Genomic DNA, 19,064 nt, shown 5'->3' with positions numbered 1-19,064 from the left:
TTGGACTTTTTCCGATGGTGGTGATGACTGATGAGTATTCGCCAAGTACGAAGTGTGTGTCCTTACTGCGGCGTCGGCTGCGGAATGATTATGGAAGTTAAGGACAATCAGATTGTCCAGATAAAAGGTGATCCCGATCATCCGGCCAACCGGGGGCGGCTTTGCACCAAAGGCAGTACGGCAGCTATTCCTCTGCAGGACCCGGGGCGCCTCTCCTCCGCTTTCCTGCGCCGCTCCCGAATGTCGGCTCCCGAACCGATTGGCATGGATGAAGCTATAGCGGAAACGGCGGAACGTCTTAATCAAATCCTTCGGGAGCACGGCCCGGACGCTGTATCCTTCTATGTCTCCGGACAAATGTCGCTCGAAGCTCAATATTTAATTAATAAACTGGCTAAAGGATTCATCCGGACCTCCAATATCGAAGCCAACTCCAGGCTGTGCATGGCCAGCGCCGCAAGCGGCTACAAGCTGTCGCTGGGAGCGGATGGGCCGCCGGGCTCCTACGACGACCTGGACCAGGCCGACTTGTTCTTCGTCAGCGGCGCCAATATGGCGGACTGCCACCCGATCCTGTTCCTTCGCATGATGGATCGCGTGAAATCAGGCGCCAAGCTGATCGTCGTCGATCCGAGACGCACGGCCACCGCCGACAAAGCAGACCTGTTTCTTCCTATCAAACCGGGCTCGGATTTGGCCCTTCTCAATGGCCTTCTCTACCTGCTCCTTCAGAACGGGGCTATCGATGAATCTTTCATCTCAGATCATACAGTTGGGTTTGAAGCAATGCCCGGGTTCCTCGAGGATTATCATCCGCAGAAGGTGTCCGAATGGACAGGAATTCCCGAAGAAGATATCCGGAAGGCGGCTGACTGGATCGGCCGTTCTTCCAACTGGATGTCTTTGTGGACGATGGGACTGAATCAAAGCACCCACGGAACCTGGCATACGAATGCGATCTGCAACCTGCACCTGGCAACAGGGGCGATCTGTCGTCCCGGAAGCGGCCCTTTCTCGCTAACCGGACAGCCTAACGCGATGGGCGGCAGGGAAATGGGTTATATGGGACCGGGCCTGCCCGGCCAGCGCTCTCTGCTGGACGAGGCCGACCGGGAGCATGCCGAGCAGTTGTGGAGCCTTCCCCGCGGATCAATCCGCACGGAGGTTCAGGCAGGAACCGTCTCCATGTTCGAGCGCATGACAGCCGGGGAGATTAAAGCTTGCTGGATCATCTGCACCAATCCGGCTGCGACCGTGCCGCACCGCCGCAAAGTGCTGGAAGGACTGCAGGCGGCCGAGCTGGTTATCTCCCAGGATGCCTTCTTCGAGACCGAGACGAACCGTTACGCAGATCTTATGCTGCCTGCGGCTCTGTGGGCCGAAGGCGAAGGCGTGATGGTCAACTCGGAGCGGAATGTGACCCTGATGCAGCAAGCGGTTGAACCGCCCGGCGATGCCCTGCCCGATTGGCAGATCATTGCCCGGGTAGCCTGTGCCATGGGCTTTGGCGAAGCTTTCTCTTATGCTTCTGCAGGCGATGTTTATGCAGAGATTCAGGAGGCCTGGAACCCGGCGACCGGTTACGACCTGAGAGGCGCCGGCTACTCCCGTCTCAGGGAGGGTTCGATGCAGTGGCCGTGCAGCCCGGATGATCCACAGAAGCGTAACCCGATCCGCTATCTGTCTCTGTCCCCGCCAGCAGAGAAGCAGCCATCGCTGCAATTTCCGACCGAGCATGGACGGGCGGTCTTCTGGGCTCGTCCCTATCTGCCTCCGGTGGAAAAGACGGACAAGGATTATCCTTTTGTGCTGAATACCGGGAGAGTCCAGCATCAATGGCATACACTGACCAAAACAGGGAAGGTCGCCAAACTGAACAAACTCAATCCGGGACCTTTTGTTGAAATCCATCAGGAAGACGCCAGGCAGCTTCATATTCAAGAGAGGGACTTGGTGGAAATTGCTTCGCGGAGAGGAAGCGCCGTTCTGCCAGCGGTCATTACGGATCGTGTCCAGCGGGGAAGCTGTTTCGCCCCTATCCATTGGAACGATTTGTTCGGCAGCCGCCTGGCGATCAACGAAGTCACTATCGATGCCGTTGACCCTATCTCCCTGCAGCCGGAGCTTAAATATTGCGCCGTGTCTCTGGTCAAAGCGGAAGTTCAGCCCTCTCCTCCGGATGTCCCGGAGCCGCTCCATTCTCCCGTTCTTTCAAGTGAAGGCGGGTATCAGGAAAAAATGTTGGTTATGGCCGATTTGCTCGGCTTCCGTCCTTCTCAGAAGATTGAATGGACGGAAAACGAGCAGGCTTATATCTCAGGCTTTCTGCAAGGGCTCGGTGGTCAGGCTTCGTCCAAGCCTGTTCCATCACTCCCGCCCTCCGCAGATATGAACCCGGTAAAACGAGCTTGGGTAAACGGCCTTCTGGCTGGCCTCTTTACCGAAGAACCTGCACAGGCCGGGACGCTGACGCTTGACCGGCCAGGTTCTGATCCATCATCCGTTACAGGCCAATCTGGTCTTAGGGCGGCGGCGGCGGTGACTCCCCCGTCCGCAGCGGGCCGATCGATTACGCTCGTCTGGGCCTCACAAACCGGCAATGCGGAGGAGGCCGCCAACTATTGTGCCGGTAAACTCCGCGAGAAAGGCATGGATGTTCAGCTGATCGGTATGGATGAAATCACCGCAGCCGAGCTGAAGCAGAAATCGCTTGTTTTATTTGCGGCAAGCACGTTTGGAGCTGGGGATCCCCCGGATCAGGGCGCCGCTTTCTTTCAAGCCTTGAAAGCAGACGTTGCTCCACGTTTAGATCATCTGAGCTATGCCGTGCTGGCACTTGGTGACTCCAGTTACGATTCGTTCAGCGAATTTGGCCGTAATCTGGATGAGCGGCTGCATGAACTTGGTGCCAAACGGCTTCTGGAGTGCGCCTGCTGTGACGGAGGTTATCAGGACACCGCAGATCAGTGGCTGTCTAGAATTACACCTGGGCTAATAAATGCCCAAGGCGCTCTACAGCTGGAAGCGACGCCCGAGCTCGGCAGCAGCCAGCCTGCTGCTTCAGGCAGGCTGCAGTCCCCAGCCGGAGCCTCGGTGCAGTCCGCAGCGCAGTCTGCTGCTGCCGCCGAAGCGGCTGAACCCGCCGGGTACAGCCGTCAAAAGCCTTTTCGGGCGCGTCTTCTTGTTAACCGGCTGCTAAATCAGCCGGGTTCCCGTAAGGAGACCCGCCAGTACGCCTTTGACCTCAGCGGAAGCGGATTGACCTATGAGGCGGGGGATGCCCTGGGCATCTGGCCCTCAAATTGCCCGCAGCTCGTCCAGGAACTGTTGGAGCTGCTTGGTCTTGCCGGTACCGACGAAATCATCGTTAATCGACAGCCCCTGACTCTTAGGGATGCACTCTTGCATCATTATGATATTGAGCGCGTTACTCCGGGAATGCTGGATTATATCCGCACCCATTCAAGGGGCCAGCAGCAATTCCGGCCGAATGACTCCCTACATGATTCACTAAATGATTATGATGCTCTTAATGGTTCATTACATGCTGACAGTCCAAATCATTGGCTGCGCGAGCGGCAGCTCATAGATCTGCTGCAGGCATTTCCGGCAGCAGTCTCGCCATCCGAGTGGGCTTTGCATCTTCGCCCTCTGCAGCCCCGGCTTTACTCGATCTCCTCCAGTTCCAGGAAATACCCGGACGAGGTTCATATCACCGTCTCCACCGTCCGATATGAACTTGCCGGAAGAGCAAGAAAAGGCGTTTGCTCTACCTTTCTGGCGGACCGGCTTCAATCAGGCGGCGAGGTTCCCTTGTTCATTCATAAAAACGCCCACTTCCGCCCTCCCGCCTCCCCGTCCTCAGACATCATCATGATTGGACCGGGCACGGGAATTGCTCCCTTCCGCGGATTTCTCCAGGAACGGGAGGCGATACGGGCGACGGGACGCAGCTGGCTGTTCTTCGGCGAGCAGCATGCCGCTCTCGATTTCTATTATCAGGACGAACTCGAAGCGTACCGGAACAACCATCTGCTGCATCGGCTGGACACCGCATTCTCCCGGGATCAGCCCGAGAAGGTTTACGTCCAGCACAAGATGGCCGAGCACGGCGCCGAGCTTTGGAGCTGGCTGGATGGCGGCGCTTATGTTTATGTATGCGGAGATGCGGCCGAGATGGCCCATTCGGTGGATCAGACCCTGCTCGAGATCATCCGGAAGCATGGCGGATTAACCGCCGAGCAGGCGAACCAGTATTTACAAGACTTGAAGCGCAGCAAACGCTACTGTAAGGATGTGTATTAATAGATTTAAGCGGATTACCCTTCGCCTTCGCGAAAAACAAAAAGTAGACATGAACGTCTTTAACGTTCCGTCTACTTTTTTTGCTTCTATCTATTATTTACTCCGCCTGACCAACCCAGCTTCCCGCTCCTTGACGAAGCAGCTCCACCAGGGCTTTCAGCTCCACGAAATCGTGAATCACCAGGTCGGCTTGGGCAAGCTCCTCGTCCTGGGCAAAATCAAAGCGGCAGCCGATAGCTGTCAGACCGTTTTCTTTCGCCGCACGAATGTCGGACAGCCGGTCCCCGACTACCGCACCTTCTGCAACCCCGTATTTCAGAAGGATTTCTTTCACCAGGTCCGATTTGTTTAACGACTGAATCTGCTCAATGCTGAACGTCTCGGTGATCCAGCGGTCCAACCGGTAATGACTTACAATGGCCTGCAAATAAGGCACCAAACCGTTGCTCGCAATAAACAAAGAACAGCCTGCCTTTTTCAGACCGGCGAGCATCTCTTCTACATATGGGTATAAAGCGCCTTTACCGGCTTCAATACTTCGTACCAGACTCTGCAGAAAATAAACATCAACCCGGCTCCTTAACTCCTCCGTTTGCCCGGGCAGCAGCGTCTCCCAAACCTTAGGCAGCGGAACACCCATGATCCGGCGGTACTGCGCAAGCGGCGTTTCCCCGGCCCACCGGCCATCCGATCTTAACCAGTCAAATGTTTCCTCCAGCGAGGCTTCTAGGATCTTGTCCGTTTGAAACAAAGTCCCGTCCATATCAAAAATAATCGTTTGCAGCATCTTTCTCTTCTCTCCCTATTTTCTCCAATCCCCAGTCCCCAGTTTCAAGCCCCCTGCCTCTGTACGAAGCTCTGCAAGGCATAAGGCACTATTTCGCGGGGCTTCCCTGCTGCAGATAGGCGAGTGCCTTCTCCATTTTGGCGATATACTCAGGGTTCGGACCGGAGCACATCAGTTTAATGCTGCTGGTTCCCTGCGTGCCAAGCAAATGGCGTTCGCTCAGCATCGTTGTCAGTCTCTTCACCGTTCCTTTGCTGCCATCGATCAGCTCGATGTGTGCCGGAAGCACCTCTCTAAGGATGTCCCTATAGAATGGATAATGCGTGCAGCCCAGCACGACCGTACCGTATTGACTTAAATCCAGCGGAGCCAGCTTTGTCCTGAAATATTGGCCGATTTCAACCGGATCAAAGTTCAGGCTTTCACAATAAGGAACCAATTCCGGCAGCGGGAAAGAATCCACAATGGAATGGTCATCTACCCGGGCTACCAAATCGGTATATTTGGCTTGACTTAAGGTAAGCGGGGTAGCGAAGACCAGTACCCGTCTCCCTTCCTCCAGGCTTATCTCAACTGCAGGCTTGACCGCCGGTTCCATCCCGATGATCGGAATGGAGTACATCCCGCGCAGCTCCGAAATAGCAGCACTTGTGGCGGTGTTGCAAGCAACGACCAGCGCTTTGATCTCTTCCTGCATAATCGCTTGAACCGACTCTTTGACATATTGATTCACTTCAGCAAGTGATTTGGTACCGTAAGGAACATGAAGAGTATCGGCAAAATATAAAAAGTCCTCGTCAGGCAGCTTCCGGATCGCTTCATTTAAAACCGTTAGTCCACCGATTCCTGAATCAAAAAAAGCAATTCTCACTTATATCACCTGTGTTCTTATATATTAGGCCTATCAGGCATCCCTGCCGTCGACCGCTTCCCATTCTTTATAAAACTGCTCCAGAAACCGCTCCATAACAAGGTGCCTGTTCTGAGCCAGCCTGCGGGCGTGCTCGGTATTCATCAGGTCCTTCAGCTTCAGGAGCTTCTCGTAGAAATGGTGCACCGTCGTATTGTCCTCACTGCGGTAGGAAATGCCGGTGAAATCCTTGCCAGGTTCATGCATGGAACGACCCTTTGAACCGCCGTAAGCAAAAGCCCGGGCAATGCCGATGGCTCCAATCGCATCCAGCCTGTCGGCATCCTGCACGACTTTGCCTTCCAGCGTTGTCATTGGCGGGTTGCTCCCCCCGTTATAGGACATCGTGGAAATGATAGACCTAATATGCGAAATAACAGGCTCATCTTGTTCACCGTTTAGATGCTCGCTTAACCAGCTGTCAACCTTCTCCAGACCGGCTTCTTTACTTTCATTCAGCTTCTCATCGGCCACATCATGCAAAAGGGCAGCCAGTTCGCAGACAAACGGGTCCGCCCCTTCCAGACCGGCCAGCTCCAGTGCCATCTTTCTGACCCGGTCAATATGCCACCAGTCGTGGCCGCTTTTGTCGGAGCCAAGCTGCTCCTGAACAAAAAGCTCGGCCTGTTTAATGACCATTTTATGCTGCTCCATTCTCTACCATACCTCTCCCTCTATGGCGTGACGACTAATCCGCATTCCGGATTTGAGTATTGTCCGCCGAAAACCCACTGCCTTTCATATTAACGCAAAATCTGGCGGAGAGAAACCTTTTGCCGGGGCAGGAAGAAAATGAAAAGGCTTATATCCAAATGGAAATAAGCCTTCAAGCCTATTAAAGCCGATTTAATGGAGCAAATTCGTCTTGGCCAGTTCAATCAGCTCGTCTCCACGTCCATTTAATACGGCTTTCATCATCCACAGACCAAAACCTTGGGCCTGCTTCAGTGTAATGTTCGGCGGCATGGATAATTCCTGACGGTTGACGACCACATCCACCAGTACTGGTCCCTCTTCCGTTAAAGCCCGGGTTAGAGCACCTTCCAGCTCGGCCGGATCCTCCACCCTAATGCCGCCAAGTCCCATAGCCTGGGCTACCTCGGCAAAGTTCGGGTTGACCAGCTCCGTACCGCTTTCGAGGAAACCTGCCGCTTTCATTTCCAGCTCGACAAAACCAAGTGCCCCATTGTTAAAAACGATCACCTTTACAGGTAATTGATACTGCTTCAGGGTCAGGAGATCGCCCATCAGCATGGCGAGTCCGCCGTCGCCGGATAACGAAATGACTTGCCTGCCGGGCTGCGCGGCCTGCACGCCTATAGCCTGAGGCAGCGCGTTCGCCATCGTGCCGTGGTTAAACGAGCCGAGCAGCCTCCTCTGTCCGTTCATTTGCAGGTAACGGGCCGCCCAGACGGTTGGTGTTCCGACATCACAGGTGAATACCGCATCCTGCGCGGCCAGGTCGCTGACCAGCTTCGTTACAAATTGGGGGTGGATCGGCTTCTTGCCTGGTTTGCCGACGGCCAGTTCATCCAGCCCCTGACGCACCTTGGCATAATGCCCGGCTGCCTTCTCCAGATGTGATGGGTCATGTTCTTCCGTCAGCAGAGGGAGCAGCTGCCGGATCGTCGCCCGCACATCTCCACAAACTCCGCAGGTCAGGTTTGTCCTCCTGCCCAGATGCGAAGGATCGAGATCTACTTGCAGCACCGTTGCATGCTGCGGATAGAACTGCCGGTACGGAAAGTCGGTGCCAAGCATCAGCAGCACATCACAGTCCATCATCGCCTGATAGCCGGAAGCATACCCGATCAGTCCGGTCAGACCGGCGTAATAAGGATTGTCGTATTCCAGAAACTCCTTACCCCGCAGAGCTACAACCATAGGCGACTTGAGCCGGTCGCACAGTTCCATCAGCTCTGCATGAGCCAGCCTGCACCCCGCGCCGCACAGCAGTGTAATCCGTTTGCCGGTGTTCAAATAGGCCGCCAGCTTCCCAAGCTCTTCTTCGGACGGATGAACGACCGGTTGTGTAACATGCATAACGTGTTTCGGCACCGTATTCTTCTCGGCAGCAAGCGCGGCCACATCCCCGGGAAGCACAATAACCGACACCCCGCGGTTCGCAACAGCCTGCTGGATGGCCATGGTCACCACGCTCGGGATCTGACGCGGCGTTGTGATAACTTCACAGTAGTGGCTGCATTCCGCAAAAACCTGCTCCGGATGTGTCGCCTGGAAATATTCGCTCCCGAACTCATCGCTCGGAATATGCGCAGCGATCGCCAGCACCGGCACCCTGCTCCGGTTACAGTCATACAAGCCGTTAATCAGATGGAGGTTTCCCGGTCCGCTGCTGCCAGCACATACAGCCAGAGTGCCTTCGAGCTGCGCTTCCGCGCCTGCGGCAAATGCGGCAACCTCTTCATGACGGACATGAATCCATTCGATTTCTCCATTTCGGCGGACGGCATCGATCATATTATTCAAGGAGTCTCCGACAATTCCGTAAATCCTTCTGACCCCTGCATTCACCAGTACCTCAACAACCGCATCTGCAAGTGTTCTCATAATCAGCTCCACTCCTTAACTTGGTGCTGATAGTATACCCCTTCCCGAATTGGGTTTATTCCCCTTAAGGCTCATGGACTCTCAGTCCCCGCCCTCCACGATTGCGATCAGCTCACTTAAATCGCCGATTTCATAGGTAGGCTTTATCCCCTTTGTATTCGGCAGCCCCTTAGGATTAAACCAGCAGGTGTCGATCCCGTAATTGATGCCGCCCTGAATGTCAGAGGTCAGCGAATCTCCTACGATCAAGACGGACTGCTTCTCTGCAAGCCCCAACTTGTCAAAGGCATAATCAAAAAATCCCGTATGCGGCTTCTGATACCCCGTATCCTCCGAGACGATGATCTCCTCGAACACATCCTTCAGTTCAGATCCCCCGATCCGGCTGAGCTGAACCTCGCGGATTCCATTCGTTACAATCGCCATACGGAAGCCTTGTTCCCCGAGATGGCTGCATAATTCAACCGCTCCCGGCAGCAGGAAAAATCCCTGGCTCAAATGCTTTACATAGGTCTGGCTCATGTCCTCCGCGTTCATTTCAATGGCAGGCTGCTCCTGCTCCAGCAGTCTTCTGAACCGTTCGGTACGAAGCTCACCGATCTTCACCAGCCCCTGCTCCAAATCGCGCCACAGACTGCTGTTGATCAGCTTGTAGCTGGCAAACAGCGGCTCCGCCGCGTCCAAGCCCGCTTCCTCAAACGTATGGGTTAAGGCTATCTTTTCGGTTTGAACATAATCAAATAAAGTATCGTCTGCGTCAAATAAAATCGTGGTGTATGCTCTCATTCTCGTCTCCCTCTCCTGTCTCTGCATGAACTACAAAGGGGTCAATCCCCCTTAAATGTTGACTTATTCCTCCAAAGCGGTCTTGATCAGCTGAATTTGGCTTTCAGGCAGACCTTCCGGCCACTCGCCGATTTTGCAAAACTGATACGCCGATATCTCTTCATTCTGCCTAAATGTGCCTGAGACCCATTTCGCCCGGTACAGCAGCTCAATACGATGAGGTTTCGTGGCATAAACCGGCTTGGCTGCACCCTCCACCTTCACCTTAAAGGACGTTTCTTCAAAAATTTCCCGCTCCAAAGCTTCCCCCGGACTTTCGTGCTGCATCCAGCCGCCGGGAATCCCCCACGGGTCTTTACGATATGTATGCTTAAGCAGCAGCACTTCTCCGGCCTCGTTGGTCACCACGGCGAGGACGGCCATTAGAAACTTGCTTTGCGAACGATAGACGAGCCAGTCCTTCACCCCTTTAATCGGAAACCGGACATACATCCAGACCAGCCATCGGTTCGGAATTTTTCGTATCAGTCTGGACATCATAAGCTGTCATTCCTCTCACGCCTGGTTCATTTTAGCCCGGCAAAAAATTGATCGTAAAGGACACATGTCTCCCGCAATACGTTTAACGATTCTTGAACAGTCCTCAAAGCAAGCATGTGATCGGCTCCTTCAAGGCTGTGCAGCTGCGCCCGTTCTGCCTCTCCTGCCGCTTTAACGCTGGATGGACTAAACACCGGATCTCTAGTGCCGTGAATGACCGTGCAGTCCGAGCTTTGAATAAAAGGCAGCGTTTGATCGAGCGGGGTCAGAAACAGCTGGCGGACAGCATCCTGACCGAGCATTTCGCCGATTTGCCCGGCAACGAGCGTGCCGATGCTTTTACTTACAAAAGCCGTTCGTTCATATTTATGTCTGATTTGATCAATAGCATGCTTGCATTCATACAGTAAAATATTCAAATCGTCCATTTCGAATTCCGTCCTGGCGCTTTGAAACCCGTATTCGAGTTCCAGCACGTCACAGCCATGCTCGAGAGCGCTTCTGGTTGCATAATGGAGCAGGGGCATTTGGCAGGGGTACGCTTTTCCAGGAAAAAGAACTACCAGTTTATCTCTGTCCATACTGTCCGCCCCTTTGGTGCTGCTGCCCAAATAATAACGGTGCTCCACATTCCGCCCCCAGGCCGAGGGCATTGAGATGATGTTCCGTTTCATGCCGGCCGCCTCCTTAGCCTATTTTTGCTGATTATAACATTTCATTGAACCACTTTGATATTTGCCCACCGAAAAAACAACAAACCCGCAGATCGCTCCGCAGGTTTGCCCGTCATTGTGTCATCGTCAATCGTTCTCGAGCAGCTCGACCAGTACCTTCAATTCCTTTGTTGTATCCATATAAGCATAACGCCCGCCCGTATATTCGCCTTTCTGTAGCAGCGGGAAGCCGCTGTCATGAAACTCCAGCACTTTCTCCTTCATTCCCTTAATACCAAAGGCAATATGGTGAGGACCTTCCCCATGCTCGGTCAGAAAATCCCGCCAGACGCTGGGCTGCTCATCCGGTTCAATCAGTTCGATCTGCAGCTCACCACAATCGAAGAAGGCCAGCTTGGCTCTCGCCGGGCAGCTTTCTCCCTTGTATTCCGTTTGCGCCTGCTCCACCGGGTCGGTCCAGGACCATTCAGGTTTCTCCACACCCAAGAAACGCGCATAATCCTCAGACACCTTCTCAATGTCGTTTACAATGATTCCGATTTGTGCCACAATCTGTGTTCCCAGCAATCCTGAACTCAATTGAATTCCTCCTCGCCAGCCTATTACCGCGTATTTAGTTTCATGGATACATTTCGGGAGAAGAAGATAAATTCCTTCCTGGTAAGTGTAGGCACAGTAAGAATAAGTGGGCAGCCGCTGCTGCTGAGGCTCTCTAAACAGGGAAAGACCCTGCGGCTTCTGCCGCAGAGTCTTTTATAGTGGGAAGCGGTTATTTACTAACTGGAACATTTAAGCCTTAGCCTTCTCCAATCGCTAGGGCCCTTTGCCTAAGAATAACCTCCGAAGCCTTCGGTTATTTTTTCTCAAACGTGTGTTCATGGACAATCAACTACCTTTCGGAATCCACGATAATCATGTCTTTCCTACGTGTGAATTGATGTGATGCCACTTCCCACTTGTCCTTTATTAACCTTGGGGCGGGGAAATGAAACACATTAATGCTGAACACCTGTAAAAATATGAATCGCCTCTCTCAGGAAGGCAGCCGTGCCCGGCTGGTCCCGGTCATAGTAGGCGGTGAAGCGTTCATCAGCCACATACAGATCGGCAAGTCCCGCATGAGCTTCGCTGCTGTAGGATGTCCAATAGTGCATCAGCCACTGCTTATGCATTTCCGCTGCCTGCTGCGCCAGCTCCCCTGCCGGGTCCCCTGTTTGGAAAGCCTCGGACAGCCGGGAAGCCAACTCTTGTTCCAGCGTCTTGAGATCCTTCCATTCTGCTTCACTCATCTGCTGCAGTTTGGCATTAGAGGTGTTTACGGCCTGATCTCCATACTTCTCACGGATTTCTTGGCCATAAGTTTGCTCGTTGTCGTCGATCATTTTGCGCTTAAACCCTTCAAATTTCTCACGGTCTGTCATTTCCATGCTCCCTTCTTTATTGGCCAGCGTCTTCTCCACATTAGCGATCAGCAGATCGAGCCGCTGCCGTTGCTCCAGAAGCTGCTCACGATGCTGCTTCAAGGCCCGAACCTCATCGAAAGAAGTCTTATTCAGAATTTCGCGAATACGCTCCAGTCCTATGCCAAGCTCACGGTAAAATAAAATCTGCTGCAGCCGGTCTACCTCGGCCTGCTTATAAAGCCTGTACCCCGCTTCCGTCATTCCCGCCGGCTTCAGCAGCCCAATCTCATCGTAATAACGCAAGGTTCGGGTACTGATTCCCGCCAGCTTTGCGATCTGCCGAATCGTATAGTCCATCTGATCTCCTCCCGACAAATCCAGCGTATACGTTGACGCTGCGTAAAGGTCAATCCCTATTGATTTGAAAAATTTGATCCGGGGCGCAGCTTCATATTCTGAGTATAGACAAAGTTCCGAATGCACACAAAAAACGGCTCCCCCATGCGGGGAAGCCGGAAAACCTTTTAACCGGGAAACTTTTTATCTGCCAGCCTCAATAGATACCGCATGAGCGATGCAGGGAATGCTTTCGCCCTGTTGAAAGGAGAGAGGAGACAATAAGGCGCCGGTAGCGACCACCAGCAGGCGGTTGATTTCGCCGCGATGCATTTTTTTAAGCAAATGACCGTACGTCACTACCGCAGAGCACCCGCAGCCGCTGGCACCTGCCTGAACGGATTGGGTTTCATAGTCGTAAATCATCATCCCGCAATCCTGGTAGTTCGTCTGCTCAATGGGAAAGCGGTGCTTCTCAAACAGCTCGTTCGCAATGGCATAACCGACCTTGGACAAATCTCCGGTCACGATCATATCGTAATGGCCCGGTTCAATCTGCAGATCCCGAAAATGAGCTTCGATTGTGTCGACAGCAGCAGGCGCCATGGCTGCTCCCATATTAAACGGATCTGTGATACCCATATCAATGACCCGGCCAACAGTAGCCGAAGTAACGACAGGGCCGTAGCCTTCTTTGGATATGACGGCTGCCCCGGCACCAGTCACGGTAAACTGCGCAGTCGGCGGTTTCTGGGAACCATATTCCGTAGGATAACGGAATTGTTTCTCGGCACTGGCATTGTGGCTGCCTGTTGCAGCCAGCACGTAGTCGGCCCCACCGGAATTGACGACATAAGCGCTCATGGCTAACGTCTCCATAGAGGTGGAGCAGGCGCCGAACATCCCGAAATAAGGAATGGAGAGCGTCCGGGCCGAAAAGCTGCTGCTAATGATCTGGTTCATCAAATCGCCGCCGAAATAGAAATGCACCTGTTCCTTCGTTAGCCCTGCTTTCTCGATAGCTTTATTGGCCGCCTCTTCGATCAGGGTCTTCTCCGCTTTCTCCCAGCTGTCTTGGCCGAGCGTTAAATCCCCATGCACAGTATCGAAGTCTTCTACCAGCGGTCCCTGACCTTCAAAGGGTCCTACGATTGTGGCTGTTCCCAAAATAGCGGGTTTATTCTCGAAGATCCAGCTTTGATGCCCTTTAAGCATGATGATAGCCCCTCCCTTCTCCTACAACAGATCAATAATGACGTGGATAACGCCGATAATAAATGCTGCAGCGACGCCGAATACAATAACGGACCCTGCCAGCTGAAACATGCTTGCTCCAACGCCGAGCACAAGCCCCTCCGCACGATGCTCAATCGCGCTGGAGGACATAGAATTGGCGAATCCGGTTACCGGTACAGCTGTTCCCGCTCCGGCCCATTGGGCAATCTTGTCGTAAACGCCGCAGCTCGTCAGGATGACCGAAATGAGAATCAGCACAGCAACGGTAGGACCGCCGGCGGTTTTATGGTCAAAACCTCCCCAGTGGACAAACATCTCTTCAATGGCCTGTCCGATAACACAAATTAATCCTCCGGATAAAAAGGCCCTCAGGCAGTTGACTGCTACCGGACGTTTGGGCTCTATATGGCTGGCCAGCGTCTGGTACTCCTGCTGAACGGGCGTCAGCTTTTTCTTTTTCTTATCCGCCATAGGAATTCCTCCTAACTGATCAGCAGCGGCCGAATGTCTTCAATGACCTTCTGCATCTCTTTGGAACATTGCTCATACAAGGATTTGCTGTCCTTGTTATTCGTCGATAAAGCAAACATTTCAAGGTCGGCTTCGCATTTCTTGAGCGTAGCCAGCAGTGCAGGTTTCTCCTGCGGCTCCGGCACCTTCAGCTTGTCATCGAATGTATCTACATACAGCTGTCCATAGCTGTCTACCTGACCGATAAACACATTGTCTATAGATACCCCCAGCTTCTCAAGCTCGGTGTTCAGCCATCTAGGGTTGAACCCTGCCGTAGCAAGCGGCTCCTCCATGACTTTTCCATCCAGGATGACGGTCTGAGGTTCGCTCTCAGGAGCCACCTTAACTCCGAGATCCGAAGGCGTGAGCGGCTGGTATTCTTTCTTCAGCAGGACATTAATTTCGCCATTGGGCTCCATAACCGCAAACTGAACTTCAGCTGCTCGAAAGACGCTTTTCTTGCGCAGCTGTTCAAGAAGCTCTTCATTGGTCAGCCGCTCTTTCTTCAAGTTGTCTTCCAGCACCTTACCGTCTTTGATCAGCACGGTACCGCTGCCGTCCAGCCATCCCCTGACCCGCTGACTCTTCATTTGGATGAATTCGATGCCCAGCGAAACCAGCACCCAGACCGTCAGGGAGATTGCTGCCAAATACCATTTCTCATGCAGATTGAGCGAGATGGCGGAAGCGATATCCCCGATCGTAATCCCCGTAATGTATTCGAAGAACGATAATTGTGAGATCTGCCTTTTACCCAGCAACCTTGTGAGCAGGAACAAGAAGACGACCGTAACCAAAGTCCGGACAATGATCTCCAGCCATTGCGGCATGCCAAGAACCCCTTTCTTCTCCAGTGAACAAAGATCAATGGAATTATTGCCTGAAAACAAATAATTATGCAGATGTAAACGCCGTCACTCCCATGTGTTATTTATTCCCATCTTTATCGCTATATGTATATTCAATTGGCCGAATCGACAAATTATAAAACGTTGCTTAATTCCATGTCAGTTGGAGGTGAAAAACCATGACCGTTGCTTCCCAAGTTAAAACCTGCGTTGCTTCGCTGAAAAGCGCCCAAGCGAGTCTTGAAACATTTGCTTTGAGCACGCAAAACCAACAAGCAAAAGATCTGTTCACAAATGCTGCTCAGCAGACTCAAACGATCATTGATCAAGTTTCTAGCCGTGTACAGCAGTTGGAGAACGAAGAGCCGCAATATAAAGGGTTCTAAGGAATTCATTTGAGGCATACGTACACAAAACAAGGGTCCCGGGCAAGAAACAAACTTGCTGCCGGGACCTTTATTTTTCTTGTGGTATATAATCTCAGGCTTTGCTGCTTCGCTTATCCTTTCATCCGCTGCAAGCGGAGTGAATTGGCTACAACCGAAACCGAACTGAGCGCCATTGCCGCTCCGGCGACCCATGGAGCGAGGAGACCGAACGCAGCAATCGGAATGCCGATGGCATTGTAGCCGAGCGCCCAGAACAGGTTCTGGCGGATATTGCGCATCGTCTTCCGGCTGACAGATATCGCCGCCAAAATATGATTCAGATCACCATGCATCAGCGTAATGTCGGCAGCTTCGATCGCCACATCTGTTCCCGTGCCGATCGCCATGCCGATGTCGGCCACCGCCAGTGCCGGAGCATCGTTGATGCCGTCGCCAACCATGGCGACTTTCCGGCCTTCCTGCTGCAGTCTGCGGATGATCACGGCCTTTCCTTCAGGCAGCACTTCGGCAAATACCCGGTCAATGCCTGCCCCAGCGGCAATAGCTTTGGCTGTCCGCTCATTGTCGCCCGTCACCATAATCGTTTCGATGCCGAGCGCTTTTAAACCGGCGACAGCACTGGCCGAGGTAGGTTTAATCGTATCGGCTACGGCGACCAGACCGGCATATTGTCCGTCTGCCGCAGCCAGCATCACCGTCTTCCCGGCTTGCTCAAGCTCCGTCATCCGCTTATAGACGTTATCGCTGATTAGAATGCCGTGTTTGTGCATCAGCTTACGAGTGCCAATCGCCAGCTTTCTGCCTCCAGCTTCCGCTTCAATGCCATAGCCTGGAAGGGCCTCAAACGCATCAGACTGCCCCAAGCTGATGCCCCGCTCCTTCGCTCCGGCTACGATGGCCTCTGCAAGCGGGTGTTCGGAGTTTCTTTCGGCTGCTGCCATCCACCCCAGAAATTGCTGTTCGTTAACATTGAAAGGCTCCACGTCTGTCAATGAGGGTTTACCTTGGGTTACCGTTCCCGTTTTGTCCAATACGACCGTATCAATATTTTGCGTCAATTCCAGGTATTCGCCCCCTTTAAACAGGACCCCGAACTCAGCGGCCCGACCGGAACCTGCCATGATCGAGGTTGGCGTTGCCAGCCCTAAAGCGCAAGGACAAGCGATGACCAGCACAGCAATTCCAATTTCAAGCGCATGGGCAAAGTCACCTGGAGCGACCAGGAAATACCAAACCAGAAAAGTAAGAATGGCAATGCCGACAACAATTGGTACAAAAATGCCGGAGATTACGTCCGCAATCCGCTGGATCGGCGCCTTAGATCCCTGCGCTTCCTCGACGATCCGGATAATTTGTGATAAAGCCGTCTCCTGCCCTACTTTTGAAGCGCGGATTTTCAGTGATCCGTTTTTGTTTACTGTAGCCCCAATCACGGGATCGCCGGGGCGTTTATCCACGGGCAGGCTTTCTCCGGTCAACATGGATTCGTCCACGGCCGAAGCGCCCTCCACTACCTCGCCGTCTACCGGGATTTTATCTCCAGGCCGGACAACCACCAAGTCCCCTTTGATGACTTGCTCTACCGGAACACTAAGCTCTTCTCCGTCCCGGATAACGATTGCCGTCTTGGCCCGCAGCCCCATCAGTGTTTTGATCGCCTCCGAGGATCTTCCCTTGGCGAGTGCTTCCAGCAGCTTACCTAATAGGACAAGAGTGATCAGCACCGCACTAGTTTCAAAATACAGGGAGGGGGTATGATGCATGCCGTCGTTGGCCCCTGCCGCCCAGTCCAGCGTCAGATATAAGCTGTAGAAATAAGCGGCCGAGGTGCCTAAAGCTACAAGCACATCCATATTTGCGCTTCCGTTCCGGAGCGCTTTATACGCCCCAACATAGAATTGAGCGCCGACGACAAATTGAACCGGAGTTGCAAAGGCCAGCTGGACCCATGGATTCATCAGCACATCCGGCATCCAGATCCACGACAGGAAAGCAAAATGACTGACCATTCCCCATAAGAGCGGCAGGGATAATAGAATCGAAAGTCCCAGCTTCAGCTTCTGCCTGGCAATTGCCCGTTCCCGGTGTTCCGCCTCTTTGCCGGGCTCTTGTTTCGGAATAGCCTGATAACCAAGCTTCTCAACCCGCTGCTGAATATCAGCGATCGTAACCTCGGCCGGGTTAAACTCGACTCGCGCCGTCTCCAGCGCATAATTGACGTTTGAGCTGGTTACGCCGGGCAGCTTGCTGATTGTTTTCTCAATTCGGTTTGCACAGGCTGCACAGTACATGCCGATGAGCTGCAAATCGGCGGTTTCTTTAGCTGTGCCGTAGCCCAGCTTCTCTACCTTCTCTTCCAGCTGCGGCACCTTTATTTCAGCGGGATCATAAGTGACGCTAGCCCGCTCCATCGCAAAGTTGACATTGACTTCTTTGACGCCACCCATCTTGCCTAAGCCTTTCTCTATCCGGGCTGCACAAGCCGCGCAGGTCATGCCTGTAATCTGCATCGTCACCTTCTTAAACTCAGCTGCCTTATTAGCGGTCTGTGCCGAAGGGTCGCGATTGATGTTATCATGCGTGACGTTTTCATGTATGACTTTTTCATGAGAAACGTTATCTGGACTGACCTTTTCTTCACGGAGTGATTCTTGGGGGGTGGTTTCTGTTCCTGCTTCTTCATCCATCATTCAGGACCTGCCTTTCCTCTTCCTCTCGACTTCAATATACCCCCCCACCGTATTTATGTCAAACCTTTTATCCTCGTTTTTTTACTTTTAGAACATACTCCAATCAAACTCACGCGAAAGCCGCTCGATCAAATGTACGCCCGCAATACTGTTCCCCTTTGCATTCAAGGAAGGGCCGACCACTCCGATCCCAAGGCGTCCAGGGACAAAAGTTAAAATACCTCCGGAAACACCGCTTTTCGCCGGCATTCCTGCACCGATTGCAAATTCGCCCGATCCATTGTACATCCCGCAGGTAATCATAAAGGTTTTGGCTATTTGTACAAAACGCCGTGGAATCAGCTGCTTGCCGGTAAGCGGATCAAGGCCGTTATACGCTAACACCAAAGCCATCCTCGCCAAATCAGCGGTCTCGACCTGAATAGAGCAATGACGGAAATACACGTCCAGCACGTCCTCCACATTTCCTTCCAGTATGCCTTTATCCAGCAGAAAATAAGCCATGGAACGATTCAAATGTCCCGTTTCACGTTCAGAACGGTAAACCTTATGATCGATGACCAGCCGGTCATTTCCGGCCAGCTCCCGGAAGAACTGCAAAATCCGCTCAGACTTCTGCTCCACAGAATTACCCTTGATAAGGGAAGAAATAACGATGGCGCCGGCATTAATCAGCGGATTAAAAGGGATTGCCGGCTGGATCAGCTCAAGCTTCATCATGGAATTAAAATTATCGCCTGTCGGCTCTTTGCCGACCTTGGAGAACACCGCTTCCTCTCCATGATCCATAAGAGCAAGAATCAGCGTAAATACCTTGGAAATACTCTGCAGTGTAAAAGAAAATGCCGTATCGCCCGCTTCTGAATATCGCCCGTCTGCATTTAGCACGCTGATCCCAAGCAAATCCCACTCCGCTTTTGAAAGTTCCGGGATATAGGTGGCAACCCGGCCATGGGCGCTTTCCGGGCGGCTTTTCTCAACCCATTGCGGCAGCAGGTTGTCCAGTCTGTCCATTTCCTTCATCACGTTGTTCATCCCTCATTTGTCCCCCTTCTCGAAATCGTTCCTAATAATTA

16 protein-coding genes are annotated in these 19,064 nt (G+C 52.9%); 2 read left to right on the top strand and 14 right to left on the bottom strand.

Annotated elements, in window-relative coordinates; translation table 11 throughout:
* Positions 1–30: 30 nt before the first annotated feature.
* Complete coding sequence (locus CBE73_RS01675) at positions 31–4,305, top strand: sulfite reductase subunit alpha (protein ID WP_094092718.1); 4,275 nt, start codon at positions 31–33, stop codon at positions 4,303–4,305.
* A 97-nt stretch (positions 4,306–4,402) separates the two neighbouring features.
* On the opposite strand, the gene CBE73_RS01670 is transcribed toward CBE73_RS01675, so the two are convergent.
* From CBE73_RS01670 to CBE73_RS01615, 12 genes are all read right to left on the bottom strand, one after another.
* On the bottom strand, positions 4,403–5,092 hold the full coding sequence (locus CBE73_RS01670) for an HAD family hydrolase (RefSeq protein ID WP_094092717.1): 690 nt from the start codon (positions 5,090–5,092) through the stop codon (positions 4,403–4,405).
* 88 nt (positions 5,093–5,180) lie between these two features.
* On the bottom strand, positions 5,181–5,963 hold the full coding sequence (gene murI / locus CBE73_RS01665; RefSeq protein WP_094092716.1) for a glutamate racemase: 783 nt from the start codon (positions 5,961–5,963) through the stop codon (positions 5,181–5,183).
* Between the two features lie 33 nt (positions 5,964–5,996).
* A complete protein-coding gene (locus CBE73_RS01660) occupies positions 5,997–6,656 on the bottom strand; it encodes an HD domain-containing protein (RefSeq protein WP_094092715.1) in 660 nt (219 codons plus the stop codon).
* Between the two features lie 192 nt (positions 6,657–6,848).
* Positions 6,849–8,573: a ubiquinone-dependent pyruvate dehydrogenase gene (gene poxB / locus CBE73_RS01655; protein WP_094092714.1), complete on the bottom strand. Its 1,725-nt coding sequence runs from the start codon at positions 8,571–8,573 to the stop codon at positions 6,849–6,851.
* 81 nt (positions 8,574–8,654) lie between these two features.
* On the bottom strand, positions 8,655–9,359 hold the full coding sequence (locus tag CBE73_RS01650) for a YjjG family noncanonical pyrimidine nucleotidase (RefSeq protein ID WP_094092713.1): 705 nt from the start codon (positions 9,357–9,359) through the stop codon (positions 8,655–8,657).
* Between the two features lie 63 nt (positions 9,360–9,422).
* On the bottom strand, positions 9,423–9,899 hold the full coding sequence (locus CBE73_RS01645; protein WP_094092712.1) for an NUDIX hydrolase: 477 nt from the start codon (positions 9,897–9,899) through the stop codon (positions 9,423–9,425).
* Between the two features lie 26 nt (positions 9,900–9,925).
* Positions 9,926–10,573, bottom strand: coding sequence for a hypothetical protein (locus CBE73_RS01640; protein ID WP_094092711.1), 648 nt, complete (start codon positions 10,571–10,573; stop codon positions 9,926–9,928).
* A 126-nt stretch (positions 10,574–10,699) separates the two neighbouring features.
* Positions 10,700–11,152, bottom strand: a complete 453-nt coding sequence (locus CBE73_RS01635; RefSeq protein ID WP_094092710.1) for a VOC family protein — start codon at positions 11,150–11,152, stop codon at positions 10,700–10,702.
* 416 nt (positions 11,153–11,568) lie between these two features.
* Positions 11,569–12,333 (bottom strand): MerR family transcriptional regulator, encoded by a 765-nt coding sequence (locus CBE73_RS01630; RefSeq protein ID WP_094092709.1) that lies wholly within the window; start codon positions 12,331–12,333, stop codon positions 11,569–11,571.
* 183 nt (positions 12,334–12,516) lie between these two features.
* Complete coding sequence (gene spoVAD, locus CBE73_RS01625; RefSeq protein WP_094092708.1) at positions 12,517–13,527, bottom strand: stage V sporulation protein AD; 1,011 nt, start codon at positions 13,525–13,527, stop codon at positions 12,517–12,519.
* A 21-nt stretch (positions 13,528–13,548) separates the two neighbouring features.
* A complete protein-coding gene (gene spoVAC, locus CBE73_RS01620) occupies positions 13,549–14,019 on the bottom strand; it encodes a stage V sporulation protein AC (protein WP_094092707.1) in 471 nt (156 codons plus the stop codon).
* A gap of 11 nt (positions 14,020–14,030) precedes the next feature.
* Positions 14,031–14,891: a DUF421 domain-containing protein gene (locus CBE73_RS01615; protein WP_094092706.1), complete on the bottom strand. Its 861-nt coding sequence runs from the start codon at positions 14,889–14,891 to the stop codon at positions 14,031–14,033.
* 197 nt (positions 14,892–15,088) lie between these two features.
* Between CBE73_RS01615 and CBE73_RS01610 the strand changes: the two genes are divergently transcribed.
* Complete coding sequence (locus tag CBE73_RS01610) at positions 15,089–15,295, top strand: DUF1657 domain-containing protein (protein WP_094092705.1); 207 nt, start codon at positions 15,089–15,091, stop codon at positions 15,293–15,295.
* A 113-nt stretch (positions 15,296–15,408) separates the two neighbouring features.
* Here CBE73_RS01610 and CBE73_RS01605 read toward each other — a convergent pair whose 3' ends face one another.
* Both CBE73_RS01605 and glsA read right to left on the bottom strand, forming a co-directional pair.
* Positions 15,409–17,808 (bottom strand): heavy metal translocating P-type ATPase, encoded by a 2,400-nt coding sequence (locus CBE73_RS01605; protein ID WP_094096072.1) that lies wholly within the window; start codon positions 17,806–17,808, stop codon positions 15,409–15,411.
* 267 nt (positions 17,809–18,075) lie between these two features.
* On the bottom strand, positions 18,076–19,023 hold the full coding sequence (glsA, locus tag CBE73_RS01600; RefSeq protein ID WP_094092704.1) for a glutaminase A: 948 nt from the start codon (positions 19,021–19,023) through the stop codon (positions 18,076–18,078).
* Positions 19,024–19,064: the final 41 nt, after the last annotated feature.

This window comes from Paenibacillus physcomitrellae (genome assembly GCF_002240225.1).
GTDB classification, from domain to species: Bacteria; Bacillota; Bacilli; order Paenibacillales; family Paenibacillaceae; genus Fontibacillus; species Fontibacillus physcomitrellae.
Note: the sequence above shows the minus strand (reverse complement) of the source record. Positions and strands in the feature narration are given on the sequence as shown.

Bases quoted from the DNA above. Each gene is read 5' to 3' on its own strand.
- CBE73_RS01645 (WP_094092712.1), bottom strand. From the start codon at position 9,899: ATGATGTCCAGACTGATACGAAAAATTCCGAACCGATGGCTGGTCTGG.
- CBE73_RS01650 (WP_094092713.1), bottom strand. From the start codon at position 9,359: ATGAGAGCATACACCACGATTTTATTTGACGCAGACGATACTTTATTT.
- CBE73_RS01660 (WP_094092715.1), bottom strand. From the start codon at position 6,656: ATGGAGCAGCATAAAATGGTCATTAAACAGGCCGAGCTTTTTGTTCAG.
- CBE73_RS01605 (WP_094096072.1), bottom strand. From the start codon at position 17,808: ATGCAGATTACAGGCATGACCTGCGCGGCTTGTGCAGCCCGGATAGAG.
- poxB (WP_094092714.1), bottom strand. From the start codon at position 8,573: ATGAGAACACTTGCAGATGCGGTTGTTGAGGTACTGGTGAATGCAGGG.
- CBE73_RS01670 (WP_094092717.1), bottom strand. From the start codon at position 5,092: ATGCTGCAAACGATTATTTTTGATATGGACGGGACTTTGTTTCAAACG.
- CBE73_RS01630 (WP_094092709.1), bottom strand. From the start codon at position 12,333: ATGGACTATACGATTCGGCAGATCGCAAAGCTGGCGGGAATCAGTACC.
- spoVAD (WP_094092708.1), bottom strand. From the start codon at position 13,527: ATGCTTAAAGGGCATCAAAGCTGGATCTTCGAGAATAAACCCGCTATT.
- glsA (WP_094092704.1), bottom strand. From the start codon at position 19,023: ATGAACAACGTGATGAAGGAAATGGACAGACTGGACAACCTGCTGCCG.
- CBE73_RS01615 (WP_094092706.1), bottom strand. From the start codon at position 14,891: ATGCCGCAATGGCTGGAGATCATTGTCCGGACTTTGGTTACGGTCGTC.
- CBE73_RS01675 (WP_094092718.1), top strand. From the start codon at position 31: ATGAGTATTCGCCAAGTACGAAGTGTGTGTCCTTACTGCGGCGTCGGC.
- CBE73_RS01610 (WP_094092705.1), top strand. From the start codon at position 15,089: ATGACCGTTGCTTCCCAAGTTAAAACCTGCGTTGCTTCGCTGAAAAGC.
- CBE73_RS01640 (WP_094092711.1), bottom strand. From the start codon at position 10,573: ATGAAACGGAACATCATCTCAATGCCCTCGGCCTGGGGGCGGAATGTG.
- spoVAC (WP_094092707.1), bottom strand. From the start codon at position 14,019: ATGGCGGATAAGAAAAAGAAAAAGCTGACGCCCGTTCAGCAGGAGTAC.